Annotated in this window: 11 protein-coding genes and 1 pseudogene; 2 read left to right on the top strand and 10 right to left on the bottom strand. The window is 43.2% G+C overall.

What is annotated here, in order from left to right; translation table 11 throughout:
• Positions 1-198: 198 nt before the first annotated feature.
• The 9 genes and pseudogenes from NIES592_RS10445 to NIES592_RS10405 all read right to left on the bottom strand — a co-directional run bounded on the left by NIES592_RS10445 (position 199) and on the right by NIES592_RS10405 (position 14,605).
• Positions 199-576, bottom strand: a complete 378-nt coding sequence (locus tag NIES592_RS10445; protein ID WP_256678108.1) for a DNA-binding protein — start codon at positions 574-576, stop codon at positions 199-201.
• Positions 577-744: 168 nt separating this feature from the next.
• Positions 745-933: pseudogene (locus NIES592_RS25845) on the bottom strand (hypothetical protein); the annotation flags it as partial.
• Positions 934-1,161: 228 nt separating this feature from the next.
• Complete coding sequence (locus NIES592_RS10435; RefSeq protein WP_073555696.1) at positions 1,162-4,716, bottom strand: DUF7933 domain-containing protein; 3,555 nt, start codon at positions 4,714-4,716, stop codon at positions 1,162-1,164.
• Complete coding sequence (locus NIES592_RS10430) at positions 4,700-4,972, bottom strand: GEVED domain-containing protein (protein WP_062248166.1); 273 nt, start codon at positions 4,970-4,972, stop codon at positions 4,700-4,702. Before NIES592_RS10430 ends, NIES592_RS10435 begins: the two co-directional genes overlap by 17 nt.
• 385 nt (positions 4,973-5,357) lie before the next feature.
• Positions 5,358-5,945, bottom strand: a complete 588-nt coding sequence (locus tag NIES592_RS10425; RefSeq protein ID WP_062248168.1) for a transposase — start codon at positions 5,943-5,945, stop codon at positions 5,358-5,360.
• Positions 5,946-6,017: 72 nt separating this feature from the next.
• On the bottom strand, positions 6,018-9,620 hold the full coding sequence (locus NIES592_RS10420; RefSeq protein ID WP_256678114.1) for a TonB-dependent receptor: 3,603 nt from the start codon (positions 9,618-9,620) through the stop codon (positions 6,018-6,020).
• Between the two features lie 218 nt (positions 9,621-9,838).
• The gene (locus tag NIES592_RS10415; protein WP_073555695.1) at positions 9,839-11,374 is read right to left on the bottom strand and encodes a DUF11 domain-containing protein; all 1,536 of its coding nucleotides are present in this window, start codon (positions 11,372-11,374) and stop codon (positions 9,839-9,841) included.
• Positions 11,375-11,462: 88 nt separating this feature from the next.
• Positions 11,463-12,035 carry a DUF11 domain-containing protein gene (locus NIES592_RS10410; RefSeq protein ID WP_073555694.1) on the bottom strand — a complete coding sequence of 191 codons (573 nt, stop codon included), beginning with the start codon at positions 12,033-12,035 and terminating at the stop codon, positions 11,463-11,465.
• A gap of 71 nt (positions 12,036-12,106) precedes the next feature.
• A complete protein-coding gene (locus tag NIES592_RS10405; RefSeq protein WP_073555693.1) occupies positions 12,107-14,605 on the bottom strand; it encodes a DUF7925 domain-containing protein in 2,499 nt (832 codons plus the stop codon).
• An 814-nt stretch (positions 14,606-15,419) separates the two neighbouring features.
• Here NIES592_RS10405 and thrC point away from each other — a divergent pair.
• Both thrC and NIES592_RS10395 read left to right on the top strand, forming a co-directional pair.
• Positions 15,420-16,718: a threonine synthase gene (thrC, locus tag NIES592_RS10400; protein WP_016872187.1), complete on the top strand. Its 1,299-nt coding sequence runs from the start codon at positions 15,420-15,422 to the stop codon at positions 16,716-16,718.
• A gap of 100 nt (positions 16,719-16,818) precedes the next feature.
• Complete coding sequence (locus NIES592_RS10395) at positions 16,819-17,094, top strand: MoaD/ThiS family protein (protein ID WP_062248182.1); 276 nt, start codon at positions 16,819-16,821, stop codon at positions 17,092-17,094.
• 79 nt (positions 17,095-17,173) lie between these two features.
• Here NIES592_RS10395 and NIES592_RS10390 read toward each other — a convergent pair whose 3' ends face one another.
• Positions 17,174-17,527: a hypothetical protein gene (locus NIES592_RS10390; RefSeq protein WP_062248184.1), complete on the bottom strand. Its 354-nt coding sequence runs from the start codon at positions 17,525-17,527 to the stop codon at positions 17,174-17,176.
• Positions 17,528-17,706 lie beyond the last annotated feature (179 nt).

The raw sequence follows: 17,706 nt of genomic DNA, 5'->3' as shown, positions 1-17,706 counted from the left end.
TTCTCCGCTAGCGGGTAAAGGGGGAATCCCCATTCTGTGGGGATAAGGGGCAGATGCGCGATAGCGCGGGTGGGGTATTCTGTAGTTCACAATGTTGAAATCTGCTGTAATTGCCTCCCGTGTGGAAATAGGCTGTCGATAGCTCGGCGTTTGATGAAATATTCTTGGCAGATTGACTGTTAGTTGGGTCGGTTGCGGTTAGGGCCACCCGCCCAAGGTGGTGGGCCTTGGGTAAGGACGAATATCAACTACAGAACCATCTTCACGAGTAATGGAAAAGGCATCTAACTCCCCACCTCTGCCCAACTCGCCCGTAACAGTAACCTGCTCACCAGGCTTAAGATTAATTTCCCGCCACCAACGCGGTCCCGCATCAACAATTAGCTGCCCTGTGCCATCATCAATGATAAAATTATTACCTACAGCTTGCGTAACTTTACCAGATACAGTTATGCCGTTGGCACGTTGTTGTAAATCACTTATTTTAGTTTGAGTTTGTGCCAAGGTAGGTAAGGTTGGAATTGTAATTGCAGAAATTGCTGTTAAGGTTAAGCCGAATAATACTTGTTTATTCATCGCTAGTTAACTTTTGACTCTGCTTTCTTTCTTTATTTTTAAAACAAAATGTGATTAAAAAGTGACGGTCAGAATATAGAAGAAATTTTCATTTTCTAGCGACGCTTATACAAGCCCAAGCCAAATAGAGGAGCAAGAATTGCCCCAAAAACAAAGCCTCGCCTCCTGTGCACTGACAGCAACACCTGCAGCACTAGTAACTAATGCCATACCAACCGAACCTGCTGCTAGCACAGCTCCAATACCAGGAAGCGCCAAGCTGCTAAGACCAACTAATACACCACCTAAAGTAGCGCTGCTAAGAGCGTCTCCAACTGCTCCAGTTGTATCTACATTTTGATCACCGATGCGATCGCTATGCGAGGAGAGTTACTAATTTAGTCCGTCTTCACATTAGACATCTGGTGAAAAAGAATGTAGAGACGCTTCAAACAGCGCGTCTCTACAAGGATTTTGAGCAACGCATAATTCAATTCGGTCGATGTCTATTAAATTGCTATTAGTTGGGATTCTGTGTCTTTTTAAAGAAAAAGGAGAGCGATCACCTTCCTTTGTTCTTGTCATGGATAATTATGGAGTAGGGAATTATTTCACCCGTCCTCGGAAGCGAATGAAACCGTAGGAATTAGTGGGTATTCCAGATCCGGTAGCATTTGGTAAATCACCTAAATTCACGACAATTGCACCATTGGTATTTTCACCACCACAGTCAACAGTAGGATAAACATCTGTTGGATCTTCTCTAGGTGGAAAATACTGGGCGACATCTCCATCTTTGATATTGGTAAGAGATTCGGTATTACCGTTATATTGCCAGATAATTCCTCGATCAGTGTTTTGTAAACCCAGGTTGTTTTTGGTAGCAAAGTTGTTAAAAGCAGTGGGGATGAAGGTGACATTATTGGGGATGCGATCGCACACTAATACATTCTTGGCTTGATTATCTCCAGCTGAGAGATAGTAAATCGTGTATTCCACCTCATCCCCAGGATAAATTTTACCACCGTTGATACCACCAATGAGAAATGTATTGGGATTAGGCCATTTATCCGTGTCCTTAGGATCGGGTGTGAGAGTATTGAGATTGTTATCATCATAGGGATTATTGGGGTCATCTTTATATTTATCTAATTCATCGCCCCCGTTAGTAGTCACGCTGTGATTGATAGCTGTAATTCTTTTGACTAAAATTACATTCGGATTATTTGCAGTAGCAGTGACGTTGTTAGTGTCTGAGGCACTATTATTATCGTTGTTTGGATCGCTGACAGTTGGTGGAGTTGTGACTGTAGCAGTATTAGTAATTGTACCACTGGCGTTAAGATCAACTTGGGCATCAACCGTTAAAGTTGCAGTACCATTTTTAAGCAAGCTAACTATGATATTCAGCTCACCCGTACCCGATGACTGATCGCAGCTAGAACCATTACTAGCATTACAAGACCAGTTAGTAAATGTTAAACCAGGAGGAACTAGATCAGCGACATGGATGCCAGCGACATTATCAGGGCCATTATTCCGCACTACAATCGTGTAGGTAGTTGTTGCTCCTGGTGCCACAGAAGAGACTCCATCATCTTTTTTGACTACTTCGATATCGGCTGTACCCAACAGAGTCAGTGTTGCTGATGGCTTATTGTTGTTAGTCACACCCTCGTTAGAAGTCACTAAGTTATTTGGTAATTCATTCGTAAGATTACCAACAAAATCTGATGTAACTTTGACTGTGAGCGTACATTGAGCCCCAACATTGATAGTGGCATTATTCAGAGAAACTTGATTGCTACCAGGATTGGCTACTATAGTGCCACCGCTACAACCAGAACCTGTAAAAGTGGCATCAGGTGAACTGGCAATTTTCATGCCCGTTGGAAATTCGTCTACTAATGCAACACCTGTCAATTTGATGGCATTGGCATTGTTATTCAGAATCAAAATATTTAGCGTCGATGTACCACCATAGTTGATGCTTGTGGGTGAGAAAGATTTGTTTAAAGTCACGAAACTATTAATCCTAGTTACTGCTGCCTTGGCATCACTTGTATTGCTTGCACCTTGGTCAGTAATTACAGAATTTTTGGGAATAATATTTTCATCAGAGCCAGTTGTATTAGGTACTTGCACATTAACACTAATACTGCAACTTCCGACTGTGGGCAATGTACCACCGCTCAAGGTGATCTGCGTGCTGTTAGTAGGGGCATTGACTGTGCCATTGCAAGAATTTGTTAGGTTGGGTGCAGAGCTAATTTTGTGTCCGGTGGGTAAATTATCAGTTAGGTTGATACCTGTGAATGCGGGTGCGCCACTATTACGGGTGACAGTGATAGTTAAACGAGTGACGCCTCCCACCGGAACAGTTACTGGAGAAAATGATTTGCTGAGGCTTAAAGCAGGCTTCACATCTAGTTCCGCAGTAGCGATCGCAGTATTGTTGCCCAAATTTGTCTGTAAACCATTAATTGCGATCGTATTTTTACGTTTATTTATAGGAGCATTGATGGCAACTTGCACAGGCACGGTAATTGTACATGAGCCTTGGGCAGGAATTGTGCCACTCTTCATAGTAATAACAGTGCTACCTGCTGTAGCATTCACCGTACCACCGCTACAGGTGGTGCTAGCCGCAGGACTAGAAGCAACAGTGAACCCCGAACCCATTGTTTTCAAGTCGTCGGTGAAAGATGTGATGGTAGCTTGGCTATTTGCCGTATTGGAGAGGGTAATTGTGAGAGTGCTTTGTCCTCCCTGTACACTCGTACTTGGTGAGAAGCTTTTGCTCAAAGAAACAGGCGTAGCCTGGCTAACTGTTAAAGTGGCATTCGTTGCAGGGTAATTGACTCCATTCAAGTTGCCAGCTGGTATGTCGTTTTTGTAGCTACCACTTGTATTCGCAGTCACATTTACCTGAATCTGACAGGAACCAGAACCACTACCTGAAGGTGCAGGAGGAACTGTACCACCTGAGAGTTGGACTTGAGTGGTAGTAAACGTTACTGTGCCACCACAGGTATTTTTTACTAATCCAGTTACTGTCAGCCCAGAAGGCATGGTATCAGTAATATTAGCTGAGGTAATTGGCGTACTGTTGAAGTTATGTAGGGTTAAAGTGAGTACAGATATCTCACCTGTTTGGACATTACTAGGAGAAAAGGCTTTATTGACTTCGGCTCCTGTTTGCACCTTCACAGAACCTTCAATCGGGCTAGTATTAGTAATTCCTTCTGTTGTAATGACATTGTTTGCAGCAATTGTATTTTTAACGTTGCCGTTTTGGAAATCATTGGGACTACTGGCTTCTAATTTAACGGTGACAGTACATGAACTACTAGCCGGGATGGTTCCACCACTCAGACTAACTGTATTCGATCCAGCAACGGCAGTCACAGTGCCACTACCACAGGTTGTGGAGGCTGAAGGAGTTGTTGCTACTTTCAAAGGAGCTGGCAAGTTATCAGTGAAGCTTGCGTTAGTTAGTGGAAAACTATTTGAATTGTTTAAGGTAATGGTCATTGTAGTGGGTGAACCATTACCGTGAACAGTACCAGGAGAGAAGGATTTAGAACCTGTGATTGGTATACCAGAGGAGACAGTGAGAGTAGCGTTAGCTGCTAGTGGGTTGGTGCCTTGAGAAGAGGTAACGGTATTTGCCGCAATTGTGTTGACGTAGGTATTGGGAGTAGATGCAGTTACCTTCAAAGTGATTTGGCAATTACCAGGAGTACCACTTGTTGCTGCTGGAATAGTACCACCGGAGAGTTGAATACTAGTACTACCAGGGTTAGCTGTCACCGTTCCGCCACAGGTATTGCTCATCATCGCTGGGTTAGCAATCACAAGTCCAGATGGCAAATTATCAGTGATGCTAGTGTTGGTTGCGGCCGAAAAGTTGGAATTAAATAGTTGTATTGTTAGGGTTGAAGTTTGATTAACAGAAATAGATATGGGGTTGAATTCTTTATTAACTGCAACCGCAGCATGAGCTTTACCTGCATTCAATCCTATGCCAACAAAGGCAAACCCAAAAGACAAGCAAGACAAAATTATTGGGTACTGTTTAAGTGTTTGAATGGGGGTTTTTTGAATAATTTTGCTTCTGGATAGATGCAATTCCCGCAGGTACTTAAATAAATATTTCATTGTTTAATTGCAACAAAATGTTTATATTGCTGATATTGGCTTTACTAACTGTAATTGCAACATTGTTTGGTATACCCAAGGTATAACCAATTAAGAATATCAGTATCCCTGGTATCAACTTGGATGCAGTACTAGGAGTAGTGATGGGTACAGAGGTCGTCGAGACGGTAGTATTGGTAATGCTGCGATCGCTAATTACCTTCTCACCTGTATCGTTAAAATCTCCATCACGATTCAAATCAATCCAGCCACTCAAGTAACCGCTACCAAAGGTAGTAATGTCTCCAACTTAGTCTGAGAAAATTTTTCATGATAAATTCTCTACATCGGACGTTTTTCATTTAGACACCCCATCAATTGACCGCACAATGACGTTGACAGCAGGTTCAGATCTCCCATACTGGAGATGAATACTGATCACACTTAAGTGTTCTACAGTTCTTAGATTACCCAAGTTGTACAAAAAATTACCAATTTCATCTATATTTACTGAGGCGATCATTCTTAGGTACATCACAAATTATTCAATAAAATAGAATTTGCAATTTTCAAGACGTTGCATTGTAGAGACGTTGCATTGTAGAGACGTTGCATTGTAGAGACGTTGCAATGCAACGTCTCTACATTCGGGGGTGTGGGTATCACATCCATAAATTTGCAGGGTTATTTTTGTCTTCTTCCCATTTAGCAGGATTGTTAATGATGTATTCGCGAATGCGATCTAAAGAACCATCAGCACGAATGATGTGGTCGTAGAATCGTGATTGCCAAGCAAAATGGTTATGACCGTTTTCCCGACACCAACGGGTGACAACAGATTTGTATGATCGTGCGATCGCACCTAACGAACCTGGTTTGGGAGATATGTTAGACATGAATTGACGTTGGGTGATGTCCCATGGCGCATCATTTTGTGTAGAGACGTTACACTGCAACGTCTCTACGTTTTCGGGACGGTCGATAACAACAATGCCGTGTACGTGATTGGGCATAATGACGTAGGCATCGATGTAGGTGTAATCAAAATGGTTGGGAATGTCTACCCAGAATCTTTGGGCAATTTCCCCAATTACTGATAAATGCACCTGACCTGAAACCACGTTACCGAAATCATGGTCACGATTTTTGGTACAAATGGTAATGAAATACGAACCGTTGGCGGCATAGTTGCGATTTGGCAAACGGGTTGATTCAACCCGGTATTTACCTTGGAATTTTGGTTGTGTCATGGTTACAATTCCAAATCCGTTACCCTGATGTAGAGACGTTGCAATGCAACGTCTCTACCCATTGCAACGTCTCTACTTCTTCAATTTCTCCACTAAGGTTTTGGTAGATTCTTGCTGTTGACGTGGTGGGAGTTTTTGCAATCCGAAACCATCAAATAATTCGTTCAACTTCACCGTTAAACCTAGATAAGGCCCACCGGCTGAACGGGTTCCCGAAAAGTCACGGTCATCAACTTTACCAAAGACATAACCAGCAGACAGGCGTAAGTTAGGTGTGAGATAGTAACCTGCTTCAACAACAAAGCCTGTTTCTGTATAATTACTTTGACTAATCACACGTGCTTCACCGAGCACATCCCAGCTGTAGCCTGGACGATAGGTTGCCCGTAATTGTCCTAAGTTCACTGTGCTAGTTCCTACTAAATCTTCAGCTAAATAAGAAGTACTCTTGCGTAGAGCATACTTACCGTAAAATTCCCATTGCCAATTGGGGGCGTAGATAGCTTCCACAGCAAAGGTATGGTCTTCGGAACCTGTACCACTCCCCAATAGAACAGTATCAGGAATGACGGCAGGATTTTTGCGATATTCATAACGCAGCAAGGCGTTAAATTTATCATTTTGAGGATCGCGATAGGCTAGACCAACTTTCAGGTTGGCTGTGTCTCCCAGTCCTGTTAGTTTTTGATTGGCAGAATTTGCCTGTTGATAACGTACTAAGGCTGTGATTGCTGGTGATATTTTACCTGTTGCACCTGCGGTAATTACGGTATTGTAACCACGGTCAGAACTGCGATGCTCCAAACGGGCGCTGGCTTGGAACTTCGGGTTATCAGTGTATTCCAGACCAATGCTGTAACTATCACCACTACCAAAACCCAAGGAGTAGCCACTTTGACCGACAGCAAAAGGCTGGGGAAATTGTTGCCCTGTGGCGGTGCGTCCGAAGAAGTTGCCAAAGAGGTGTTCATAAGCAAGATTGAGTTTTAAGCCAGGGGCGATTGTCCAACGGTTATTTAATCCTATGGCTCCTTGGGTAGTTAGTTCGTTCGCCCCACCCAAAATGGTGTAACGACCAGTGATAGTGGTATCTCTACCAAGTTTGTGTTGACCATTGACACTGAAACTGGTGATGGAGTTATCGTCATATTGACCGCGAGTGAAAAACTGTTGGGCCAAACTGACATTGATACCAGGTACAACAGCCCAATTTAAACCAAACGCAGTCCGGTCTGGATAGACAGGATCAGTTTCTGAAGATAGAGTTAATTCATTGATGGCTTGGAAAGTGAGGGTTTTAGTAATAGGGATTTTCAGTTGCGATCGCAATTGATCGGAATTTGTAGAGACGTTGCATTGCAACGTTTCCAGACACAAGCGGTCTTCCCTGTCCCGATGTACCCAATCCACATCTAAGGTTGCTCTTCCAAAGCGCTGTTGAATACCCGCAGTAATTGTCGTCAGAGAATTATCAACTTTGCTTCCAGGAACTGCTTGTGTACGCGGTGCAAATAACTCCTCAAAAGTATCTAGCGGTTGGGGTGCAGTCCCAAAATTATCTTCGTGGTCGTATTGGAACCGTAAATTTGTAGTAGGTGAAATTTTTCCTATTAATTGTGCGCCGTAGCGAGTTTGACCAGGGACAAAGCTGATTGTAGCATCGTTAGCAAAACCTGCATCTGTGGAACGGTAGTATGTCCGTCCACGTAAACCGGGGAAAATTTCTCCCTCGGCTTCAATCCGGTAGGCGGAACCGCTCACCTTTCCTGAGATGTCGGAACTATTGGTGGAATGGGCATATTCTGCGATCAATTTGCCTCTTGAACCCAAAGCAATCTGTGCATCTGCACCGTAGAGTTCAAAGTCATGCATCCCCTGGTCTTGTTGGAAGTAAGTTGTTCCTATCCAACTTTCTTTGTTGAGGGTGCGGTCAAAATTGTATTGTAGACGACCAGCATAAATATTACTATCGGAACCACTACCTTTGTATTGGTAGGTGACGACGATGCGCCGGACTAAAACCTGTCCGTCCTCACCTAAATCAGTACGTTGAATGGGTTCCCGGAATAAGATAGTGCCGCGATCATAGTCTATCTCGTAATCAGGGCCACGATTAAGTTGCTTGCGTTCCAACACAGTACCAGAACGGTTGAGTTCTTCCAACTCAATCGCGATGTTTTCACTACCCGGAACTAGTAATCTACGGGAAAGGAAATAGTAACCACTCGTACCATCAGGAGCAATGATATCCCTTTGAAAAGCTTCGATGTTATTGCCATAGAAAGCAGTGAGTTGTAAATTTCCCAGGCTGTAGTTTCCCTTGAAGCCATGCAATTGGCGTGTTACCGAGGTAAATTGCTGGGATGAACGAGCAAATTCCTGGGTGGTGTAGTCACCCCACATGAAATAATCGGGATCAGCACCGGTCGTTTTAGGCGATCGCTCAAATCGTGCATAGACGCTGTCAATAGAAGGTGTGAGTACTTCGGTTTTGGAACTGTCACCGTAGACAGGATAATTTTGATCGTTGAACTGGAAACTACGAAACAGCCTGTTATCACAGTTGCAGTCTTCATTCAGATTACGAGAACTGTTGTAAGCACCAGTAAACAACCATTCTCCAATCGTCCCAGTGGCAAATACTGACGAGCGTACATCTAATTGAGTACTATTGTCTTTCTTCGGCGGGAGAAAATCGCGAAAACTGCCGTAGTAATCTGTACCCCTAGCACCCAAACGCACATCTACTATCCCAGTTACCAAACTCGGACGCAGGGCTGTTTCAAATTGCAGTTGAGTGTATGCTTCTAAATCATTGGCGATCGCTCGAATTCTCACTGTTTGAGCATTCAAACTTGATTTCACAGAGGCGGTAAATTGCCCTTTCTTTGCCTCTACTTGGAATCCAGGTTGATCAGGTTTAAAGTCTGTACCGACAAACTCACCAGCCGTAGATACGAGAGTAACAACAGTATCACGGTTGGAACGGTTGCCATTTTCATCTCGGAGTTCCCCCTTGATTGTAGCTATGGAACGTCCATCTGCTGGAATCCGAGTTTCAACGGTTTCCAATTTCAATTGTGTGGGTGCGCCTCTGACAACTACTTGCACGCTGACAGGAGATTCACTAGAACCTACCACTTGGCCAGTAATAGTGTTGGTTCCTTCTTTGAGCGAGACACCGTACCATGTCTGCGTTACTAAGTTAGTATTGGCATCCGTTTCTGTCCGTCCCACCAATGATGGATCTACCAAATCCCCATTCACCCGCAATTCTACCTCTGTATCTAGTGGAAATTGCAGGATGACTGTGGTGGCTGGTATATCGACGACAGTATCAGGGGTGAGGATTTTGATAGGAGTAGGAGAAGATGTGTTTTGTGCTAGTTGTTTTAGACTTTTTGGTAATTGGATATCTTGTGCTGGTTGAAATGGTTGTATCCCTGGGGATGTTGTCGGAGATGGAGGAACCTCTGGTAAAGCGGATAACTGTTCCGTCAAGGGCGAGTCAATAGTCTCTTCAGATAAAATTGCGTTGGATTCTGGAGGTTTCTCTACATCTTTTGAGTGCTTGGGTGTGAGGTCTTGCTGTTCTTCTGGAATAAGATTGGGGTATTCTGCCTTAGCTACAATAGGATACAATGCTAGACTCACAGCCCCTGCGATCGCCCCCATGAATCTGAGGTTGAAACTAGTGATCTGACAACCTGAGTTTGAGGGGTAAAGCAACGAACCGCAAAGGCGTGAAGAACGCAGAGGACGAGAAAGAGAGGATAAAACTAGGAATAGGTTTACCTGGCAAAGTTTGTGTGGTGAACTACTTGTTGTATTCAATAGTTGAGACTTCAATAACTCCCTTCTGCCATTTGCCGTCTGCCTTCTGCCTTCTTGATTCATTTCTTGACCTCCTCACCAGATGCGGGGGTGACTGCAAAATTCATGCGTGCCATACCACCGGGTTCTAAACGTACTAGGCGGGATTGGCTGTTGCGTTCTTTAAATTTGAGGTTGGGTGCTAGGGTGTAACCAGGCAAGCTGCTGAGGTCAAGAACTCCTGTATGATTACCGGGTAAGACATTAGCTACAGAAAACAAACCATTAATATCAGTAGTTATACGGTTGCCGTCTTTCATAATAATCACTGCATTGGGAACTCCCGGTTCGCCTGATTGCTGTTCGCCATCAAAGTTTTTATCTACAAACACTCGGCCGATAATTGTGCCGCAGTCTGATACAATTCCCGGTCTAATTTGTAACTGGTGTGTAGCTGGTCCGTCTTTAGTGAGGAAACGGTTATCTGCTCTTTGAGCAGTGACACTGGCTAAGTTGCGTCCCGATCCACGTACTGCATCTGGCGTGAGTTGGGCTGCATAGGCAATATTTAATACTTTTTGCGACGGAATCACGGTATTTGTCCGGAAGACCACATTGGAGCCATTGCGTTCTGCTGTGATGGTGACGGGCTGACCATCAATTTCACCCCGGACGGATTTGGGTAAGAAATTGAAACCCAAGGGTAAGGTGTCGGTAACTACTAAGCTATCTAAACCAGCATCAGCTAAATTTCTGACTGAAAGGCGGTAGATGACTGTGTCTCCTGGTTCAGCCACAGCGCGATCGCCTGTTTTGACAATCTGTACCTGTTCCGGCTGACACATATTGGTAGTAAATTCAAAAGCTAGTAAGTCTAGTCCTTGGAGTTCAGCATTGGCGACTAAGACAACCGTTGATTCAGTTTGGGTTTGACCTGTAAGTGTAATTGGTTGACCGTCTAAGGATGTAGCAACATAGCGAACGACATTATTATTCTCTATACCAGTGCTTTGCACAATTTGAATTTTGATGCGACGCTGTTTATAAATAGAATTTGCTGGAGGATTAACTACAAAAATATAGGTTCTGCCAGGATCGGTTTGACCCACATTCGGATCAAGTAGGAAGTTATAAGCACCCAGTGGTTCTGTATTGGTTAGGAAATAGGGGTTGCTATTCTCAATATTTGGTTTTAATCCACCAGGAATTTTGTTGTTAGAAATATCAGGTAATTCTGTGCGAGTTAGGGGTAACAATTTTCCTAACTCTGTCCCTGTGGGATCGTTGGGGTTAGGCTCATAAACAGCAACAGAAAAGCCTGTATAGTCAGGTAAAACATTACCAGCACATCCTAAAATTCGTCCTAGTGGGTCAACTAATGGGCTAGGAGCAGCTTGAATCTGACGGGAAATTCCTTGATATTTAAGATTATTACTAGAATCTGTATAGGTATAAGTAGCTTGATTTGTAAAGTTGGTCAACGGCTTGCTACTCTCAACTTGAGCGATCGCAGACGTGGAAGTCTGCAATACACTTGTGACCAAAAACGTTGCTGCTATCCGCCTCAACCAGCTAATCTTGGCATGATTTTGCCATTGCGAACTTTGAGGGCGCACGCTTATACTCTCCTGTGAAACTTTACGGTTCCGTAGCTGGGAATTTCAGTCAACAGTGATCACTGACAACTGATCACTGTTGACTGACTTAGCGCACCTGCACTTGATAAGTTCCTTTGATTTGCGCCTTGGCTGCAACGGATGTACCAAAATTCCACCGAATATGGGTGTAGGCGATCGCTGGTGCAGGGCGAGTTTCCACTTTGCCATTGGGAAGCTTGACTTTTACCGTTGGCTTTTCTACAAAGGTACGTCCGTTATCAATGCTGTAAGTAATTTTGGCGCCAGTGTTAGGATTCACGGTTGCAGAGTTCAGCACATATATCATTCCTTTGGGAATTGGCTGATTAATAACAAGATTTTTGACTGCTTTATTGCCGTTGTTGACACCAGTAACTGTGTAACGGAGTATATCCCCTGGTTGTACTACGGCTTTACCTGACAATTTTTGCCAGCTTTCTTTTTGCTTACCTTGGACTTGCTGTCCTAATATTTTCTTTTCTGCTTCTAGGCGCAACTCTACTTGGCCCTTGGCTTGGGTATTTTGAGCCAAAGCAGCATGAGAATGCCAGATATTTGTGAGTATCGGAATTTGATTGACAAATGGAAGTGTAACAATCAGTGCTACTGCTCCCATACTGCCAATAGAAAAACGCTTCATATTGATACACCTGTTCAAAATTTTTCTTATTGGTTATGAGAGACGTTGCATTACAACGTCTCTACAAACTACTAATTCACCTTGCGTTGGAATGTGAATGTTCTAGATTCACCCGGTGCAACGTTACCTGTGACAGTATCCACGTACTTGGTGACATCAGTATTCACAGTTGTGCCGGTTTGGTCAATGCTAGAGTTAGTTGCAGGATTACCGTTGTAGAAGTTGATGGTTGCAGCCCCAGAATCTTTAGCTGACCCGACAATGTTACTGGTATCGATTTTACCGTCACTGTCGTTATCTAATGCCCAGTTGTTACCGCCCGTTGTACCATCTTCAGTAATCACAACTTTGTCAGCTCTTAGGAGTATGTTACCTGTACCAGCTTGAGCTTCTGAAATATTTTTGTAGGTAATCCGGTACTCAATAATGTTTCCTGGTGCAGGTTTCTTCGGATCGCTGCTGAAAGTACCATCGTTACCTTGAACAGCTGGGCCAGTTCCTGGGAGTACCCGTGATTCCTTGACTAGTTTCAAGAAGCCAGTGTAGACGCGATCAATTGTGGTATTCTGCGGTTCTGAACCTAAACCAGGTGTAGCATCATCAACAAAGGCGGTAACAGGAACTGGGAAACCTTTATCAATATCGGTAGACAGAGGAGTATTTGCAGGTAGATTTACCTCAACACCGTAGTTGACATTTGTACCTGGTGCAACGTTAGAAATAGTAATGTACTCAGAGGTAGCATCAATGGGAGATTGGTCATTGGTTGTGCTGGGATTACGGTCTGCATCATACAAGAACTCGTCACCATCCCAGACATAGGATTTGGACTCAGCCCCGTAAGTAATGGTTACTAGCGTACCCACAGGTAAATCAGCAGGGTTAGCTGGTGGTGTGGGAACCAGAGAGATGTTGTTCGGGTCAGTGCCGCTATTTCTAACTGTATTCGTAAAAGCTACACTAGAGGGATCAAGGGTGGAACCGGGGGCTTGATTTGGAGGTACAAAGGAAGATTTGTTAGTGAAGTCATCGTTATTGCTGGTTGGACCAATAGCATCTGGGGTACGTTCAGGCCCGTTCAGTACATCAGAAGCAAGAGGTGTTTGCACTGTAAAGGTGTTTGCTTCACCACCAGCACCACTACCACTGTTGTTGTTACCAGAGTCTGTACCTGTGTTACCTAAGTCAGTGGCGTCATTGATATAGCCGTCAGTCACCGCAGGATTTGTATCAGGAACACCATCATTATTGGTATCTGTGGAACCTGGAGGAATTGTCTGACCGTCGTAGTTACTGGGACTTTGGTCACCGGATTCATCGTATACCAGGGTTGTACCGCCTGAGGTTTGACCAAACAATTGAGCAATGTTGTTAACTGTTAGTGGTGAAGTTGCAGTTGATTTAACTTTGACGTCAATCGAAAATCCACTCACTGTTTGACCTGGTGCAATGGAAGTAATTACAGCTGGGTCGTTGACAAAACCGACACGGGTAACTGTAGAAAGGTTGGTAGCACTTGTAAGTGGTTGCCAGGTAGCGTCGTTAGCATTAATACTAATTGGGTCGGTTGTATAAACTACCTGCCAACCAGGTGGTGGAGTGGGTACAGCCGCTAATTCTGTACCATTCGGGATTGCATCGGAAACTAAAATGCGCGAACCTGTCAAGCCATTAATTGTTGTGCCCACCAGTGGTACAGGAGTAATATTGTTACCTGTTGGGTCGTTTAACTCTACCCTTAAACTCAAGACGTAGCTCAGGGTATCATCAGTAATTACTGGGGTGTTGGCATTGTCATAATTACTGCGGGTTTTGAGAATTGTAGCCAAGGCATAGTTCTTCAGGGAGGAATTTACAGTTGCTTTCTGAGTAGCGCTAGCCTCACGTACTCCGTTTACAGGTGTGCCAGCAACTTCTCCTGTAGCCGATCCATCGGCGTTATCTACGGTGTAAACGTCACCACCATTAGGATCTCGCAGTTGGTTCTGACCGTCACCAGGGGTATCACCAAGGGTAACGGTAATTACATCATTGGTTTGAGCTCCAGGTTGTACAGTTACCGGCACACGTACCAAGATTGAACCGTCAACAGGAATGGAATCTGTAACATATTCACTACCACTAATTGGTGTCCAGGTTGTACCGCCATCGGTGCTGTATTCCAAATTACCTGCCGTTGCTGGGCCTGTAACACGGGCTAAGTTGGGAACACGAAACTTGGTGGGGTCGTTACCGACGTTGGTGACGGTGTAGTTGTAGTACAGGATATCACCCACTGCAACTGGAGTTCCTGATGTATTGTCTGTAATGCCAGAGGCTGTGACAGTTATACCAGCGACCTCTGCTACGGTGACAGTTACTGTATTAGAAGTAGTATTGATGGTCGTGCCTGGATTATTCGGATCTTCGTAGGTTGCAGTTGCCGTGTTGCTAATCGATTGACCGGCTGTTGTGCCTTCTGCTAATACAGGGGCAACGAATTGGAAAATGCCGTTGGCAAGTAACGCTGTTATTACCAAGGAACGATACAGCCTTGGGGTTTGCTTGACAAAATGATTGAGTTTTGACATAATTTATACCGCTTAATTTATATTCAAAGTCAATCCTGTATCAAAACACAGGATTTTTTATCCAAAAGTTTCTATTCTTAGCAGGACTTACGCAAAAATTGACAAAAAGCTTAAAGTATTGTAGACGCGCAGCGGCTTCCCGCAGGGTATCGCCATGAGGCCAAGAACGCCAAGGGTTCGTAGACTGTGCGTAAGTCCTACTTAGGTGAGATAGCCGCAGATTTACTTGATAATTCAGGTTCAACCCAACACAAAAGCTAAATAACTACCTAGCTTTTCAGCGTTGGATGAAATAACGCAACACAAAAGGTAGACCTTTCGGCAATTGTGAAACCAAACATGGTTTGCCAAAACATGTACCAACAGATTCCTGCTCTTGAGTATTCATGTTTGATCATGCACCGTAGGATTTGAGTACTGCTTGAGTAGAGACTTTTAATCAACCATATGTCTAACCTAAGAAATCTATCTCAAGACATATTGATTAATTGTTAAAGGCATGAGTACAAAAGTAGCATTTATTACAAACTTAGACCATTAGTGAAAACAATGAAATTTTATTTGTTTGAGCTATAGTTGCTGTTGCTAAATATACATTTCAATATAATACATTGATAAGATTACGGAAATTTAGTCAGTAAAGATACATATATTCATAATCTATTGATTGTATGCATAGGATTGAATGTATGCAATTTATGCAATTTTATTAGCGTCTTAAAACCGACAAAATTTATCGGGTATGTTTGACTGGTATTTTTACTCGTGATAGCATCAAGCGACAGTTGAGGGACATCCAGGGAGAAGCTAGTTTATGACTCAGGCAATTGACACCCAAAAGGCAACCGCCGCTTTCAAAGCTTTGAAATGTAAAGAATGCGGTGCAGAATACGAACTCAAAGCCAGCCACGTATGTGAGTTCTGCTTTGGGCCTTTGGAAGTAAGTTACGACTACAGCAGCCTTCGTCAAACTGTCACCCGCGAATCAATTCAGGCGGGGCCAAATTCGATGTGGCGCTATCGGAAGTTTTTGCCTGTGGCTAGCGAGAATCCTATTGATGTGGGAACTGGTATGACTCCCTTGGTGCGTTCGCAACGCTTGGCACGTCGCTTAGGCTTGAATAAGCTTTATATTAAAAATGATGCAGTGAATATGCCTACCCTCAGCTTCAAAGATAGGGTGGTATCAGTTGCTTTGACACGAGCACGGGAGTTGGGTTTCACGACTGTTTCTTGTGCTAGCACTGGTAACTTGGCTAATTCTACTGCTGCGATCGCAGCTCATGCTGGTTTAGATTGTTGTGTCTTCATCCCTGCTGACTTAGAAGCTGGGAAGGTTTTGGGTAGCCTGATCTACAGCCCTACTTTAATGGCTGTTAAGGGTAACTACGACCAAGTTAATCGCCTCTGCTCGGAAGTTGCCAATACACACGGTTGGGGTTTTGTCAATATTAACTTGCGTCCTTACTACTCAGAAGGTTCCAAAACTTTGGGCTTTGAAGTTGCCGAACAGCTGGGTTGGCAGCTACCTGACCATATTGTTGCACCTCTGGCATCAGGTTCGCTGTTTACAAAAATTTATAAAGGTTTCAATGAATTTGTGGAAGTTGGTTTAGTCGAAGGTAAACCAGTGAAATTTAGTGGCGCTCAGGCTGAAGGCTGTTCACCCATCGCTCAAGCCTTCAAGGAAGACCGTGACTTTATTCAACCAGTCAAACCAAATACAATTGCTAAATCGATCGCGATCGGCAATCCAGCAGATGGTATTTACGCTGTCGAAATTGCCAAGAAGACAGGTGGTAGCATTGAATCTGTAACGGATGCTGAGATTATAGAAGGCATCAAGTTGCTAGCGGAAACCGAAGGTATTTTTACTGAAACCGCTGGTGGTACAACTATTGCCGTGCTGAAGAAATTGGTGGAAGCTGGCAAAATTGATCCAGATGAAACCACCGTTGTCTATATCACTGGCAATGGTTTAAAAACCCAAGAAGCTGTACATGGGTACATTGGTGAACCTTTGACAATCGAAGCAAAGCTCGATAGTTTTGAGGGAGCCCTTGAGCGTTCTCGTACACTTGAGCGCCTAGAATGGCAGCAAGTTCTTGTTTAGTTAGTGGTTAGTGGTTAGTGGTTAGTAGGAATCAACCACTAACTACTAACTACTAACTAATAACTATTAACAACCAACAACCAACAATTAACAGTTAAAAATGTCTGTAAAAGTTTTAGTCCCTACCGCTCTGCAAAAATTTACTGATAATCAGGCTACTATAGATTGCAATGCTAGTACTATTGCAGAACTTTTTGAATCTCTAGAGCAATCTTTTCCTGGTATTAAGTCACGCTTGTGTGATGAAGGAGGACAGCCACGAAGATTCTTGAATTTATACGTCAACAGCGAGGATATCCGGTTTTTAGAAGGAGTAAAAACACCTTTAAAAGAGGGCGATGAAGTCAGTATTGTTCCTGCTGTAGCTGGTGGTTGATCGGAAGTTATGAGTTATGAGTTAAGAATGACAATTTATAGCTCATAACTCTTTGTTTTTATGAGTACATTGATTGTGACTAATGAGTTATTAATTGGTTGAGTCTTTCTTGCCAATGTTTATTGTTATCAATAGTCAAGATAATTCTCTGATAGGATTCATTTTGTAATTCAATAGTTAAATAATCTTTATCTCTATTTACATACCAAAACTCTTTGCCTCGGTCTGTATAATAAGTACCAGCTTTAATCAATCCTGGAATAAAGCTACCAGCAGCGCGTATTTCTTTCCAATTACTTTCAGGCTCTGCTGTTTTAACTTGGGTAATATGTGCGAGCGGGATAGTCCAGCTTTTTCTCCAGCGAACGGCTAGTAGTTGTTCTGTAAATGTAAATTCTATATTTAATTTATTTTCATTGATATATAAATTCATAGTTGATTTCAAAGACTGATTTGAATTTAGGTCTATATTAAGACTTAGAATTATTGTCACTATCAATAAATTTTAAACTTGGAAAAATTTATACAACTTTACCATGGGCTGCTTGCAAATAGGAGTTAGTATATGTAGACTATTTTGGCTATGTCAAAATGAAAATGACCCCTATCTAA

This window comes from Fischerella major NIES-592, assembly GCF_001904645.1.
In the GTDB taxonomy this organism is placed as follows: Bacteria; Cyanobacteriota; Cyanobacteriia; order Cyanobacteriales; family Nostocaceae; genus Fischerella; species Fischerella thermalis.
This window is presented reverse-complemented; position numbering and strand designations above follow the sequence as displayed.

Coding starts and splice junctions, on each gene's coding strand:
- NIES592_RS10405 (WP_073555693.1), bottom strand. CDS start 14,605: ATGTCAAAACTCAATCATTTTGTCAAGCAAACCCCAAGGCTGTATCGT.
- NIES592_RS10425 (WP_062248168.1), bottom strand. CDS start 5,945: ATGACACAACCAAAATTCCAAGGTAAATACCGGGTTGAATCAACCCGT.
- NIES592_RS10435 (WP_073555696.1), bottom strand. CDS start 4,716: ATGAAATATTTATTTAAGTACCTGCGGGAATTGCATCTATCCAGAAGC.
- NIES592_RS10410 (WP_073555694.1), bottom strand. CDS start 12,035: ATGAAGCGTTTTTCTATTGGCAGTATGGGAGCAGTAGCACTGATTGTT.
- NIES592_RS10420 (WP_256678114.1), bottom strand. CDS start 9,620: ATGGGGGCGATCGCAGGGGCTGTGAGTCTAGCATTGTATCCTATTGTA.
- NIES592_RS10390 (WP_062248184.1), bottom strand. CDS start 17,527: ATGAATTTATATATCAATGAAAATAAATTAAATATAGAATTTACATTT.
- thrC (WP_016872187.1), top strand. CDS start 15,420: ATGACTCAGGCAATTGACACCCAAAAGGCAACCGCCGCTTTCAAAGCT.
- NIES592_RS10445 (WP_256678108.1), bottom strand. CDS start 576: ATGAATAAACAAGTATTATTCGGCTTAACCTTAACAGCAATTTCTGCA.
- NIES592_RS10395 (WP_062248182.1), top strand. CDS start 16,819: ATGTCTGTAAAAGTTTTAGTCCCTACCGCTCTGCAAAAATTTACTGAT.